Source organism: Paenibacillus sp. CECT 9249 (assembly GCF_918697855.1).
Taxonomy (GTDB): Bacteria; Bacillota; Bacilli; order Paenibacillales; family Paenibacillaceae; genus MSJ-34.
Map to the genome: position 1 here is coordinate 18,321 of NZ_CAKKLI010000001.1, position 13,430 is coordinate 31,750.

Here is a 13,430-nt window from a genome sequence, read left to right on the forward strand (position 1 = left end):
TTAAGTCATGTCCCACCCCCTACTCACATACCTTGTACTATAAGAGGTTGTTCAAAAAGGAAAATTTTGTGCGGCAAAACTCGCTACGGAAGCATGGGCTTCCGGTTCTCGCAACCTTCCCGGTGCTGAAAAGCCGACTTTTTGAACACGCAATATAAAGGGTACAAACCGTGAGCTCAGGGGGTAGGAAAAGATGAAGCATGTCGTCAAAGTGCTGCAAATCGCATTTACATATATCGGAACGGTCGTAGGAGCCGGGTTCGCCACCGGGCAGGAGATATTGCAATTTTTTACCCAATACGGCAATTGGGCCCCCTTGACGATTATTGCCGCGACCTTGTTATTCATTTGGCTCGGAACGAAGGTGATGCTCCTATCCTTCGATATTCGGGCCAAGTCGTATGAAGATTTGAACAAGCATCTATTCGGCGAACAGGGCGGACGTTGGATCAGCCTTTTTTTAATGATCATCTTGATCGGGGTCAACAGCGTCATGCTGGCCGGCGCGGGCTCGTTATTCGTGGAGCATTTCAACATTCATTATCAGACAGGGCTGTTGTTCACCCTATTTTGTTCCTATATATTGCTGAGCAAAGGAATCAAGTCGATTCTCGCCTTAAATTCCGTCGTCGTGCCGCTTATGCTGACGTTTACCGTGCTGATCGTACTGAATACGATGCGATCCCCTTATTCCCATCATTGGATTACATTGATCAGCGATCGCAGCTGGAGCGCCACATGGGCGGCGCCTTTCTTATATACCGCCTTCAATTTGGCGATGGCTCAAGCGGTTCTCGTTCCCGTCGGCGCCGCCATGCCGAATAAAGCGGTCATACGCTGGGGCGGATGGCTGGGCGGCTTGGGCATCGGCCTGATGCTGCTGGCGGGTCATTTTGCGCTCTCCGCCTATATGCCCGGCATTACGCAGTTCGAAATCCCGATGGGCAGCATCGCTTACCAATTGGGACACATCGTGCAGTTTATTTATCTATTTCTTATTTTCCTGGAAATATTCACTACCTATGTAGCCGACATCTTCGGCGTAACGCTGCAAATCAGGCAGCGCTGGCTGCCTGAAGCGCATCCGCAATGGATTACGGCGGGCATTATGCTCGTCTGCTATACGATCAGCCAATTCGGATTCAGTTCGCTTCTGTCGATTCTTTATCCGTTATTCGGATTGTTCAGCCTCGTCTGGCTCGTCATGATCGTGTCCAAGCAGCGGAAATCGGCCGATCCCCTCGGATAGCGCAATCACATTCGCATCGCGAATCCGCTCCGTCGCGGTCCGCACGACATGCTCATGGCATGTCGTCATAACGATTTGATGCCGGTCGCGCATTGAACTCAATACGTCAAACGTATGGCTTAACCGGTTCAAATCGAAATTGACGAATATATCGTCAAGGATGAGCGGCATATGCGGATGTGCCGCAAAGGCGTCGGACAAAGCGAGCCGCATCGCGAAATAGAGCTGCTCCGCCGTGCCCCGGCTTAACAGGGAACTGTCCGCAAGCGCGCCGTCCTCGCGTTCCGCCACCATTCGCTTCTCGCCGAGAGGAGCGAATACGCGCCGGTAGCGCCCTTCCGTCATCGCTGCAAAGTAAGCCGAGGCCGTTTGCAAAACAAACGGTTGCCGTTCCTCCTCGTATATGCGTCTCGTCCGTTTCAGCCATTCCAAGCTGATCGCATAGGTTGCGTAGCGGCCGATCTTCTCATGCAGAACCGCGAGTTCCCCTTCCTTCCGCTGCAAATGGTCTTCATGCTCGCTCGCTTCCCGCAGTTGATCCAATTCGCCGAGCAAGCGTCCGCGCCGTTCCTGCAGTTCTCCGATCCGGGCTTCCGCTGCGGAAATGTCCAGCCTGACGAGCCGGACGGCTTCGCCCAAACGGTCCGCATCATACCGCTCCAGCACTTCCGCGAGCCGATCTATGGATGCGGAATGAGCCGTTGCGATATCCAAGTGGCGCAGCGCCTGCTCCAATTGAACTCTACGCTCCGCCTGCCTTACATGGCGGCGAAACTGCTCCTCGTCTTGCGCCGCTGCAAGAGCAAACAAACGCTCGGTTTTCTCCCGCGCTTGTCCGAGCCGGGCGGCGATCTCCTCCCGTTCTTCCGCCAGCTCCGTCCGCCGTTCGTTCAAACGCGCGCTTCGCTGCCGCGCCGCCTCATGACGTTCGAGCCTGTTCTTCTGCCGCTTCAACTCGTATGCAATATCCGCGAATGGGGGCGGATCTCCGCTCGCATCGCCCTCCGGATCGCTTCGTTCGAGCGCAGCCAATAACGTCATGCAAGCTTCCTCGAATACGGCGATCCGTTCGGATATCGCTTCCTTCTTCGCATGACGCTGTTCCATGCGCTGAAGCAGTTCCATCGCCTGCTCCGCCGTTCGGAATATATCATGCGCGGCCTCCGGCGACAGCCCTTCCGGCAACGATTGCGACCGCAGCCATTCGTCCCACGCCTCCGCCAGTTTGCCGGCGGCGCGCGCCTCCTCTTCCCGCTCGCGTTCCAGCGCCTCGAGCGCTCGCCGCAAACTTTCTTCCGCCTGCGCACTCTCGCGGTAACGGGCCCGGAGCTGTTCCGTTTCCCGATGCCAATCGAACCATTCGTCCATCATTGGGCGCAAGGCGTTGATTCGCTCTTCGAAATCCGCATCCGTTACGTCCGGATGTTCCCGGACGGCGGAAACCGCGGTTTCCCCGAACGCGGGCTGGCCGCGGTAACCGGCCGGAGAACGAACAAGGGAACGGAGCACTTCGAGCATACGCAAGTCGTCCATGCCGGACAAGGACGATGGTTCGTTCTCATCCGCTTCGCCCCCCGCAAAGCTGCCCGCTCGACGCATTCCCTTGCCGGGCCGTTCCTTGCCTCTTGGGCCCGACAAATAGAGGTATGCGTCCAATCCGAGCAGTCCTGCGAGAATAGCCGCCGCCTCCCATATTTGCCCGATCCGCCATAACAGAAACGGCACGATCGCCGTTAACGCGCCGGCCGCGATCAATGTGGCGCGGCGCAATTTCCTCATTTGCTCCGCCGCCGCGTCCTGCGCGGATCGCTGCGCTTCCGCTTGCCGCCGTTCGGTTTGCCGCAACAGGCGGCGTTCGCGCCACCGCTCCGCTTCGCGCACCAGTTCCGCCCATATCCGTTCCCCTTCCTCTTTCGTCCGGGGAATGATATGACCGAAGCGAAGCTTCCGCTCTTCCTCCGCTTGCTCGAGCCGCCGCCGCCATTCGTCCGTTTCTTCGCCGGCCGCGTCGCATTGCCTTCGCAATCGGCTGCATTCATGCTGCAGCCATTCGCTCCTTCGCGCGTACGCCCGATTCCGTTCCTGCTCTTCCCGCACCCGTTCGCGGCTTCCGGCGCCAAGCGAGAACCGGCGCAATTCGTCCGCCGTCCACCTGGGATCGATCAGCCGCAGCAAACGTTCCAGTTGATTGCGCTCGGCGGAGAGTTCCGCCTCCAACTCGCGCATTTCCGACCGGCGCGCCTCAACTGCGTCCAATTGGCCGAACCTGCGATCGATCTCTTCCCGTTGTTCCAACAGCTTCTCATCGTAGGAGCATGACGCCAGTTCCTCGTCTATTTTCGCTATAGACAGATCTAGCTGCTTGCCGCGTACCTCCAGATGCTCTTGCTCTTGCTGCAGCGTTTGCCAGCGGGACAATGCATCTTCGGGAAACGAAGGGAAGGCGGGAAGCGCGGCCAATTCCCGTTCGATCGCCCGCTTTTCCAGCCACGAATCGCGGTATCCTTGCGCCTGTGCGAATTCGGCTTCGCGCGCACGCAGCGCGGTTAGCGCTTGTTCCGCTTCCGCCAATTCGCCCTCCACCCGTTCCACGAGCGCGGATTGATCGTTAAATTGCTGGATGAGTGCCTTTCTCTGCCGGATTTCCTTATCCAACGCCTCGATCGATTGCATCGCGCGATTGATTTCCTGCGTGCGTCCGCGCGGGCGAAACAGCTTGTCCATTTCCTGCGACAACTTCCGCTCCGCTTGAACGATGCCGCCCCCGTCGCCCAGTCCGGCGTGGAACAAGAAGCCGCTCACCTCTTCCGACTGCAGCGTCCGGATTTGCTGCAGTTCGCTTAGCGAGACGGCGAACAACTGCCGGAACAAATCTGCCGATAAACCGCCGAGCAGTTCGCGTTCCAATTCGGCTTGAGTACATGTTCGCATTTCCCCGCCCGGCGTTATAAGCGAGATGCGCGAACTACCCGCTCCGTTGCGCTCGATCGTCCAGAGGCGGCCGCGGCCGTCCTCAACAATCATTCGCCCTCCATGCGTTCCGCCGTCAGAGGGTTCGAATCGTTCTCCCGCCTGACGCGAAGGAAATCCGTACAGCATCGTTCGTATGAAAGCGAACATGGTGCTTTTCCCGGCTTCATTCTCCCCATATAAAATCGTGACAGGCGCGCCGCCGAATTGCAATTCAACGTCGCGCAGCGCTCCGAACCCGTGAATATGCAATTCCTTGATTCTCATCGTGCATTTCCCCCGCTTTCGTCCGGTTCCGCGAGCAGCACCGCAGCCAATTCCCGCGCGCGCCGCAACCAATCGTCCCGCTCCGCTTCCGCGGCGCGGGACGCGATTGGCCCGAGCTTCGGCTGCGCCAGCAGCGGCGCGAGCGCTTCGCGCAGCACGTCTTCGCACAGCTTCGGATCGGATGCGGTCCGCCCGGCCAAGCGGAAATATTCGCCGAGGAAGCTGTCTTGCGTTAGCAGCGCTTCCTCGTCGAGCGGCAGCCCGGATTGCACGCGGATCGAATCGAACCATACGGCCCCGCCGCTTTCCGGCCGCATCGATTCGTTATCTCGCAAATGCTGCAGCAGCTCTTCCAGCAGCGCGCTCCCTTCGATGCGGGCATGCAGCGCATCCCGGCCGCCAACTGTCAAGCGTACGACGGCCAGACGGCCGTCCGCTTGTTCGCGCACCGTTTCCGCCGCAGCTTCAAGCCGTTCCAACAATGCCTGCTCCGTTCCGGCTCCTGCAATCGAGACGTCTTGCGCGAACCAGCGCACATCGTCGAGCGGATGAAAATCCAAAGACGTTTCCTTCCGTTCGTTTACCGTAACGATATAGCAGCCTTTCGCGCCGGTTTCTTTGACGCTGCGGCCTTGCGTATTGCCGGGATAGACGATATACGGCTCCCGGTGCAGCACTTGCCGTATGTGAATATGGCCGAGCGCCCAATAATCGAAGCCGGACGCCAGCAAATCCCGCATGCCGCAAGGCGCGTAATTGTCGTGATTGCGGTTTCCGTCGACATTCGCATGCAGCAAAGCGATATGGTACAAATCCGAGCCCGCAAGACGGCGATAGCGCAGCGCCATATTGTCCCGTACCGCTTGTTGCGGGTACGAAACGCCGCAAATCGCCGCGACCTGCTCTCCGTCCGATCGCCGGCGGGCGATTCGGCACTCCGCTTCCGCCGACCCGAACACGAACACGTTATCCGGCCATTGCAAACTTGCCTTCAACCCGTTCTCGGGATCGTGGTTGCCGTGAATGATATACACGGCGATGTCGTGCTCGGCCAGTTCCGCCAAACCGCGCTGCAGCCGAAGCTGCGCCTTTAGAGAACGGTCCGCGGCATCGTAGATGTCGCCGCTCAGCACGACAAAATCGACGTTCTCGCGTATCGCCAAAGCGACCAAATTCCGCAACGCGGCAAACGTCGACTCCCTCAACCGGCCGAGAACGTCCTCAGGAACGTTCGCCATGCCGCGAAACGGGCTGTCCAAATGCAAATCGGCCGCATGAATAAACCGAAACGTACTCATCCGACTTCACCCCTGCATGAATTGAGCATAAATGTTTCGCAGCTGGTCAATGACCCGGGTCAAGGAATACGTTTCTTTCGCTTTTTCCCAAGCGGCATACGAGAGCCGGCTGCGCAGTTCCGCATCTTCGATCAGCCGCTGCATCGCGTCGCATAGCGCGCTTTTGTCGTCCGGCGGAACGAGCAGCCCGTTGACGCCGTCCTCGATTTGTTCGCTAATGCCGCCGACATCCGTGCCGATCAACCCTAACCGGCAAAGCGCCGCTTCGGCAAACACCGATCCGAAAGCTTCGGCGCGGGACGGAAGCACGAAAATATCCGCAAACGGCATAAATTGCTCCGGATGGAGCATGTACCCGTAAAAAATAATTTCATCGTAAATGTTAAGCTCGACCGCCAAAGCTTCAAGATCGGTCCGAATCGGGCCGTCGCCGATTAAATGAAGCACGAACGGATGCCCCCGTTTTTTCAATTCCGCGCATGCCTCAAGCAACACGTCAAGCCCTTTCGCGGGCACCAACCGGCATACCGTAATCAACTGCGGCACTTCGTTTTGCCGCTCCACCGGCTTGAACCGTTTTTCGTCGAAACCGTTCGGAATGACCGTAACCTCTTCGGGACGATCCATATAAGGCGCCAAATATTGACGGAAGGAATGGGACACGGTCAGCACGCGATCCGTACAATGCTCCAATTCCCGGTATAATGACGTCAAAAACCGGTGCTCCGCCCCGCCTTCCTTTATTTTCCCGTTGAGGACCAGTTCCCGTTCGAAGCTCGAATGGATCGTGACGATAAGCGGCGTTTCCGGAAACAACCGCTTCATCACGAGCGCCGGGATCGGATGATGCGCATGGATCAAGTCGTACTTTGTATTGATCCGCATCTTCGCCCACCAACTATAGTCGCGAAAAGTTTGAATATATTTTTGCACCGTAGGATTGTGCTTGAATTCCTCCCAATCGAACGTTGCGAAACGAACCTCGTCTTGCCCTTTGCCGCGGACGCGTTTCGGAATCGAGAACAGATCCATGTCCCAATTCGAATTTTGAAATCGCTCCAATATGTAAGGTACCATGGAGGATACTCCGCCCGGTTGCTCCGGCGGAAAAAATAAAGCTTGCAATAATTTCATCGTTATGTCCCCCCGACGCTTCTCCTGTGCACACATTTATGATACATTAGAACATATGTTTTCCGCAAAGTTTAAAGGTCTTGATTCTTAAGAGACGATTGCTCGACTTGAAAACGAAAGATGGAGCGAGACGACCATGACAACTTCCATACCGCCGGTATTTACAGGCGCAACAGGCCAAATTTTCTCCGCCCTGTCCGCTTTTTACATTTTGCTGATCATGATGTTGATGTCAATTCGACTGTACAGCAAGCAAAGAAAAAAATCGTATATCTATTTATTGTTCGCATTTTTCATTATTATGGCATACCAAGGATTGAACATCCATTTCGTATTGTCGCAAACGGAATCGTATCCCGCGATATACCGGTACGTTTCCAGCATACTGCAGATGGCTTCCTTTATTTTGCTGAACTTTGCGGTCTACCAATTATACCATCGCATGAGGCCAAAGCACTCCGTATATATCGTGCTCATGTTCGTCTTCCTGCTGGCCATTGCCATTCTGCAGGCAAGTTTCGACCCGGCGCTGTTTCCGGAACGTCCGGATCGCGGGTGGATGGCCGGCCTTCCGCTCAACCTGTACCATGCGCTGCTGCTTCTGTTCTTTGCGATCATGTTCGGGCCTTATATTCGCCAGCGTCTTAAGTACGCATTGAGTTTGGCCGTCTATTCTTTTATGCTCATCATCCGTTTTGCGAACTACTACGTCTTCGATACTTCCCATACGGTGCTGCAAGCGCTGGAAAATTTTACGCCTATTTTGTATTATACGATATTGTTTTTCATTCTGTTCGACCGAATTGTGGAACTGCTGCAATCGATCTACCGTTCCTCCATTACGGACGGTTTGACGAGCCTGTTCAATCGGCGCTATTTCTACAAAGCCTTAAACCGGTATGTGAACGAAGGCTTGCGGGTGTCTGTCATTTTCTGCGATATCGACAATTTCAAAAAATTAAACGACACGCAAGGTCATGACCGCGCGGATGAGGTGTTGAAAAAGGTGGCGTCCGTCATGACGGAAGAAACCGAAGGCATCGGCATAGCCGGCAGGTACGGAGGAGAAGAATTGGTCGCGCTCGTCGTGGATCGCCGCGCCAAAATCGATCAAGTCGCGGACGCAATCCGCAGCCGCGTGGAAGAGGAGACGATCGTTACGGTCAGCGTCGGATACAGCGTCTTGAAAAAAGGAATGTCCGCGGAGCAATTGATTAAACAAGCCGACGAAGCGATGTACCATTCGAAAACAACCGGCAAAAACAAAGTCACATCCTATACGCAAATGCGGCGCAAACCGAAGGAAGCGGCGAAAGGATAATTGCAGCTGCCCCAGCCGCCCCGCCTGCCTTTGAGTTTGCCGGCCGTTTATGTTACACTGCTGAAATCGAATCAGTATTCATGTTAGTGATAAAGGGGTAATAAGATTTCTATGATTACGCTTCCGGAAGCTTACATTCGCCAGATGAAGTCGCTTCTGGGCCGGGAAGCCGAACGTTTCTTGCACAGTTATACGGAACCGCGCACGTATGGGCTGCGGTTGAACCTTTTGAAAACATCGGGGCAAGATTCCCTGGCCGAAGAAGTCAAACGGCTTTTCTACTTGGAGCAGGTGCCTTGGTGCGAAAGCGGCTATTATTATCGGGAGGAGCTCCGGCCCGGGAAACATCCGTACCATGCCGCCGGCTTGTACTACATTCAAGAGCCGTCGGCCATGGCGGCTGTGGAACTGCTCGCCCCCCGGCCGGGTGAAATCGTGCTTGATCTCGCCGCCGCGCCGGGCGGCAAAACGACGCATATCGCCGCCAAAATGCAAGGCAAAGGGTTGCTCGTAGCCAATGAAATCCATCCGCAGCGCGCGAAAATTTTGGCCGAAAATACGGAGCGGATGGGCGTGGCCAACGCGATCGTCACCAATGCGGGGCCGGACGAGCTCGCGGCGAGGTTTCCGTTATTCTTCGATCGCATTATGCTGGATGCTCCATGCTCCGGTGAAGGGATGTTCCGCAAAGATCCGAATGCGATTGAAGAATGGTCGGAAGCTCATGTCGCCATGTGCGCGGCGCGCCAATGGGATATTCTCGAGCACGCGGTTACGATGCTCAAACCGGGCGGCACGCTCGCGTATTCGACGTGCACATTCAATGAAGCGGAGAACGAGCGAACGATCGCCAAGCTGCTCGAGAAGCATCCGGAGTTTGCGCTCGTCCGAACGGAGCGCATTTGGCCGCATACGCACCGCGGCGAGGGCCATTTTGTCGCGCTGCTCGAGAAGCGACAGGGCGGCGGCATCGTCGCTGCCGCGGAAGCGCCGCGGCGCGGGCGCAGCCGCGGCCATGACCGGCCCGCCGGCGGCGCAGCGGCGGCGCTGGACATGTTCCTCGCGTGGGCGCGCGAGGAACTGCCCGGCTTTGCGCCGGGCGAGGGCGAAGCGCTTCTCTTCGGAGAAGCGCTGTATCTGCTGCCGCGCGCCGCAGGCGGCAGCCTTACCGCCGCGCAGCTGCGCGGCTTGCGAATGCCGCGCGCGGGGCTGCAGCTCGCGGCGGTGCGCAAAAACCGCGTGGAGCCCGCCCACGCGTTAGCCGTCGCCGCCGCCGCGGAGCAAGCGCGGCTGGTGTTTGACTACGCGCCCGAAGCTCCCGAGGTGCAAGCGTTTCTGCACGGCGAAACGCTGCCTGTCGCCGCAGACGCCAAGGGATGGGCGCTCGTCGCGGTGAACGGCTTGCCGCTCGGCTGGGGCAAAGCGAGCGGCGGCCAATTGAAAAACCATTATCCCAAAGGGCTTCGCAGCTAAATCTATAGCGGTTTGCCGCAGCACTACTATCGTCCCACGACGGCCAAACCGGCGCCACAAGCAAAAACCTGAGGATCCCCTCAGGTTTTATTTAATGTATCGTGTCTTGTTGAAACATCATTTCGTCGATCAACTGGTTTTTAAACAGCATCGTCAGGTGAACCGAATCGAATTGCTTCTCTTTGTCCAACTCCAGCAGCAGCCTGCCGGCGATGACTTCGCGCTCTTCTCCGGTTCCCGGCGTATGAAAGTCGATAAAACCCGACAATTGCTCGCCGCTAATATCGATCGTCGCTTCGCCGAGCGGCAATGCGCCCGTTTTCGCGCCATAAATATGATAAGTGAGCACATCCCCGTCGTCACGGATCAATTCGACATCGTACGGACTGTCTTCTTCAGCCAAAGCGAAGCGGCGAAATAATCCGTCTTCTTCGAAATACGGCCCGTCCGTCGTCCGTTCACGCTCCTCGTCCAGCAGCGATTCATGCGTAAGCTCGATCGTCTCGACGATATCGTCCTCCACCTTAATATCCAGGACGATCGTGTCGATCAACGTATCGTCGAAATCGCGGATCAGCAAATCGGCGGCACAATCGATTTCCTCCTCGGACGGCATATAAGGCCATCGCAGCTCTCCGACGATATCGGCGCCAAACTGTTTGATTGTCGCCGCAGCCACGATCGTGTCGTCCTCATCGACAATTTCGTAAGTGGACACATTGCGCCCCGCGCTAACCGATTGCAAGCGAAAACCGAAATCGTCCGTTTCGCCGTACGTCCGTCGTTCCTTCCGGATTGCCGACTTGCCGTCGGCGAAGGAGAACGTATCATTCGTATCGAACGTCGTTTCGATCCCTTCGCGATTGCCGTTGATAACATGAGTGTACGTGCTGCAAGTTACAATGACTTCGCATTCATCCGTACGCAGCGCTTCGCTTAGATGAAACACATGCTGTTCCACGAAGCTCATGACACGCGATCTTTCATGCGCTGCCAGCGAATCCTTATCGAGTTGAACAGCACCTGCCAGTCGATTTCCTTCTTGATATACTAGCGTCATCGTGCCGACAAATCGGCCGTCCAGCAGCAAATCGGACGCTTCTCCTCCAGCCGTTCTAATGTCTGGCCGAACCGTAATCTCGACCATGCGCATGTCCCTCCCTTTCGAATGAATGATGATATTCCTTATCATTTCCTATTCCATCGGGAGTATGCCGGGGTATGTCGCGATTATAAGCAATATTTGATCAGAGCGGCATGTACGCCGTCTTCGTTATTCGTTGCGGTAACATCGTCCGCCGCCTCTTTCACCTCAAGCGGGGAATTGTCCATCGCAATGCCGACGCCGGCAAATTGCAGCATCGTAATATCGTTATAATAGTTTCCGATAGCCAGCACTTCGCTGCGTTCAATCCCTCTTATCCGGGCCCATTCGCGCAAGGAATTTCCTTTCGACGCCTCGCCATGCATTACGTCGATAAAAAAGTCTCCGCTGCGGATCATATGCAAGCCGCTATCCCATTGTTCCCATTCCTTTTCAACGCGATCCAGCTCATCTTTCTCGGCAAACACGGTAAACTTCACAATTGTCTCGCCCAATTGTTCCGCAGATGGCAACGTTTGCGGCTCGATATAAAACCGGCCGTACATTTCCAACGCTTCATCGGTCAACACGCTTGCGTCCTCCACATAAAGATCGAATGCGGTATTCACGTCAAAATGAATATGATGCCGTCTGCAATATTCGATATATGGCGCAATTCGATCCAATGCGAAGGAAAACTGATGAAGAACGCGGCGCGTGCGCGATTCGACCGTGGCCGCCCCGTTATGAGTAATGATCGTTCCGTCAATGCCGATCAGTTCCAACAACGGGAGAGTGCTGCTCGGACTTCTGCCCGTACAAAGTACAATTTCGGTACCTTGTTCAGCCAGCCGCCGTATCGAATGCATCGTATCCGGCGTAATCTCATGGTCGTCGTTAATCAGCGTTCCATCCACATCCAGCGCTATCATCTTGTATCTGTTCATCTCCATACCCCTATCTGTATCTATTTTTGATTGCCTTGAACTTGAGTCAATAACTGTAATTCCGCTTCCGTCAACTCCCGGTACTCGCCCGGCTGCAACGATTCGTCGATCCGAAGCGGCCCCATCGAAATGCGTCTTAAAAAGACAACCTTTTTGCCGACCGCCTCAAACATTCGTTTCACTTGATGGAATTTGCCCTCGGTAATCGTTAATTCGATGCGGGAATAAGGTTCGCCGTCGTTCGTCGTACGAATGATCTTTAACTGCGCCGGCTTCGTAACATACCCGTCGTCCAGCTCAACCCCGGCCGCGAAGGCCTCCACATCGTTCGAATCGACGATTCCCGTTACTTCGGCGGCATACGTTTTCGGTATATGTTTGCGGGGCGACAGCAATTCATGCGCCAGCTTGCCGTCATTCGTAATAAGCAAAAGCCCCACCGTATCTTTATCTAATCGACCTACGGGGAAAGGCTCGAAAGCCCGCCACTGCTCATCAAGCAAATCAAGCACCGTACGGTCGCGCAAATCTTCCGTTGCCGATACGACGCCTTGCGGTTTATTCAACATAAGATATATATATTTGCGGTAACGGACCGTTTCGCCGTCCAATTCGATCAAATCCGCGGCAGGATCTACTTGATACCCGCTATCTTTGACAATAGAACCGTTGACCGATATTTTGCCTAGCTTGGCCCATTTTTTTATTTCGCTGCGGGTTCCGTACCCCATATTACCTAAAATCTTGTCCACCCGCTGTTTCGCCTTCATGACTCTGCATCCACCTCCAGCCTAACGGGTCATCGACTATTTTATCATAAAAATCAATAATAAACCCCAAAAAATGCTGTACCTCCTCGGTCTCCGACTGATGAATCAAATAGGTCGAAGCAACCGGCAAAGACAGCTCGTCCGTCCGAAGTTCCACGACTTTTCCTTGCTCGATCTCCTCCACTACGGTCGAGCTTGGCAGAAAGGAAATGCCTAACCCCTCTTCGATAAAACGTTTCGTAATATACACTTGGGACACCGTCATCGTTCGAATCCGCGGGTAATCGATGCGTATCTCGTTAAGAAGCCCATCCCAATATTCGGGATGATTATGCGTCAATATCAAATAACGCCGCAGCAGCCGTTCCAACGGCACACTCGTCCCTTTCTCGTCCGTTGCGTCGCCCGGAGCGACGAGAACGACAGGGTCGTCGTTCAGTTTGCGAACGGTTAAACCCGCCTCACTGGAGCGCATGCGGGACAAGCCAATATCCGCCGCTCCCCTCGCGACCGCTTCGCCGATTTCCACCGATTCCATCACTTTGATTGCAATCTCGATATCAGGGTAACTCTTCAAATATTTGCGCACGATGAGAGGCAGCGTGGAAGCGGCAACCAACGGAGAGACGGCGATCGTAATTTTTCTGGTAAAACCTTGGCGCCAGCTTTCGATCTCATGCATTCCCGTTTCGAAATTGCTCAACATTTGCTCCGCATAAGGCAAAAACCGCCGGCCGGCATGCGTAATATGTACGTTGCGCCCTCTTCGTTCGAACAATTCCGTACCAAGCAGCTCTTCTAAATGCTTAATATGCATGGTAACCGTCGGCTGCGTTACGAACAATTTCTCGGCGGCGCGGCGAAAATTTTCATATTGAGCGGTAGCTACAAATGTTTTCAACCATTGGATTTGCAAT

At 55.2% G+C, this 13,430-nt stretch carries 10 protein-coding genes; 3 read left to right on the plus strand and 7 right to left on the minus strand.

What is annotated here, in order from left to right; genetic code table 11:
* Positions 1-193: 193 nt before the first annotated feature.
* Entirely contained in the window at positions 194-1,249 is a 1,056-nt protein-coding gene (locus LQ229_RS00100) for a hypothetical protein (protein WP_216537858.1), read from the plus strand.
* On the opposite strand, the gene LQ229_RS00105 is transcribed toward LQ229_RS00100, so the two are convergent.
* The 3 genes from LQ229_RS00105 to LQ229_RS00115 are packed head-to-tail and all read right to left on the minus strand — an operon-like array spanning position 1,172 to position 6,918.
* Positions 1,172-4,486, minus strand: coding sequence for an AAA family ATPase (locus LQ229_RS00105; RefSeq protein WP_230190641.1), 3,315 nt, complete (start codon positions 4,484-4,486; stop codon positions 1,172-1,174). The two genes, LQ229_RS00100 and LQ229_RS00105, sit on opposite strands and share 78 nt — an antisense overlap.
* The gene (locus LQ229_RS00110) at positions 4,483-5,784 is read right to left on the minus strand and encodes a DNA repair exonuclease (RefSeq protein ID WP_230190642.1); all 1,302 of its coding nucleotides are present in this window, start codon (positions 5,782-5,784) and stop codon (positions 4,483-4,485) included. The genes LQ229_RS00105 and LQ229_RS00110 overlap by 4 nt, the downstream gene beginning before the upstream one ends.
* Positions 5,785-5,790: 6 nt before the next feature.
* Positions 5,791-6,918, minus strand: a complete 1,128-nt coding sequence (locus LQ229_RS00115; RefSeq protein ID WP_230190643.1) for a glycosyltransferase family 4 protein — start codon at positions 6,916-6,918, stop codon at positions 5,791-5,793.
* 136 nt (positions 6,919-7,054) lie between these two features.
* On the opposite strand from LQ229_RS00115, the gene LQ229_RS00120 reads away from it, so the two are divergent.
* Together LQ229_RS00120 and LQ229_RS00125 are read left to right on the plus strand one after the other, a co-directional pair.
* A complete protein-coding gene (locus LQ229_RS00120; RefSeq protein ID WP_230190644.1) occupies positions 7,055-8,239 on the plus strand; it encodes a GGDEF domain-containing protein in 1,185 nt (394 codons plus the stop codon).
* A gap of 111 nt (positions 8,240-8,350) precedes the next feature.
* A complete protein-coding gene (locus tag LQ229_RS00125) occupies positions 8,351-9,712 on the plus strand; it encodes an RsmB/NOP family class I SAM-dependent RNA methyltransferase (RefSeq protein WP_216537854.1) in 1,362 nt (453 codons plus the stop codon).
* 91 nt (positions 9,713-9,803) lie between these two features.
* On the opposite strand, the gene LQ229_RS00130 is transcribed toward LQ229_RS00125, so the two are convergent.
* The 4 genes from LQ229_RS00130 to LQ229_RS00145 all read right to left on the minus strand — a co-directional run bounded on the left by LQ229_RS00130 (position 9,804) and on the right by LQ229_RS00145 (position 13,429).
* Complete coding sequence (locus LQ229_RS00130; protein WP_230190645.1) at positions 9,804-10,859, minus strand: hypothetical protein; 1,056 nt, start codon at positions 10,857-10,859, stop codon at positions 9,804-9,806.
* A gap of 83 nt (positions 10,860-10,942) precedes the next feature.
* Entirely contained in the window at positions 10,943-11,743 is an 801-nt protein-coding gene (locus LQ229_RS00135) for a Cof-type HAD-IIB family hydrolase (RefSeq protein WP_230190646.1), read from the minus strand.
* A 20-nt stretch (positions 11,744-11,763) separates the two neighbouring features.
* Positions 11,764-12,513 carry a pseudouridine synthase gene (locus LQ229_RS00140; protein ID WP_230190647.1) on the minus strand — a complete coding sequence of 250 codons (750 nt, stop codon included), beginning with the start codon at positions 12,511-12,513 and terminating at the stop codon, positions 11,764-11,766.
* Positions 12,476-13,429, minus strand: a complete 954-nt coding sequence (locus LQ229_RS00145; RefSeq protein WP_216537850.1) for a LysR family transcriptional regulator — start codon at positions 13,427-13,429, stop codon at positions 12,476-12,478. Before LQ229_RS00145 ends, LQ229_RS00140 begins: the two co-directional genes overlap by 38 nt.
* Position 13,430: the final 1 nt, after the last annotated feature.

What these genes read in the sequence shown, in the direction of transcription:
- LQ229_RS00125 (WP_216537854.1), top strand. Translation starts at nt 8,351, where the DNA reads ATGATTACGCTTCCGGAAGCTTACATTCGCCAGATGAAGTCGCTTCTG.
- LQ229_RS00115 (WP_230190643.1), bottom strand. Translation starts at nt 6,918, where the DNA reads ATGAAATTATTGCAAGCTTTATTTTTTCCGCCGGAGCAACCGGGCGGA.
- LQ229_RS00110 (WP_230190642.1), bottom strand. Translation starts at nt 5,784, where the DNA reads ATGAGTACGTTTCGGTTTATTCATGCGGCCGATTTGCATTTGGACAGC.
- LQ229_RS00105 (WP_230190641.1), bottom strand. Translation starts at nt 4,486, where the DNA reads ATGAGAATCAAGGAATTGCATATTCACGGGTTCGGAGCGCTGCGCGAC.
- LQ229_RS00120 (WP_230190644.1), top strand. Translation starts at nt 7,055, where the DNA reads ATGACAACTTCCATACCGCCGGTATTTACAGGCGCAACAGGCCAAATT.
- LQ229_RS00140 (WP_230190647.1), bottom strand. Translation starts at nt 12,513, where the DNA reads ATGAAGGCGAAACAGCGGGTGGACAAGATTTTAGGTAATATGGGGTAC.
- LQ229_RS00130 (WP_230190645.1), bottom strand. Translation starts at nt 10,859, where the DNA reads ATGGTCGAGATTACGGTTCGGCCAGACATTAGAACGGCTGGAGGAGAA.
- LQ229_RS00100 (WP_216537858.1), top strand. Translation starts at nt 194, where the DNA reads ATGAAGCATGTCGTCAAAGTGCTGCAAATCGCATTTACATATATCGGA.
- LQ229_RS00135 (WP_230190646.1), bottom strand. Translation starts at nt 11,743, where the DNA reads ATGAACAGATACAAGATGATAGCGCTGGATGTGGATGGAACGCTGATT.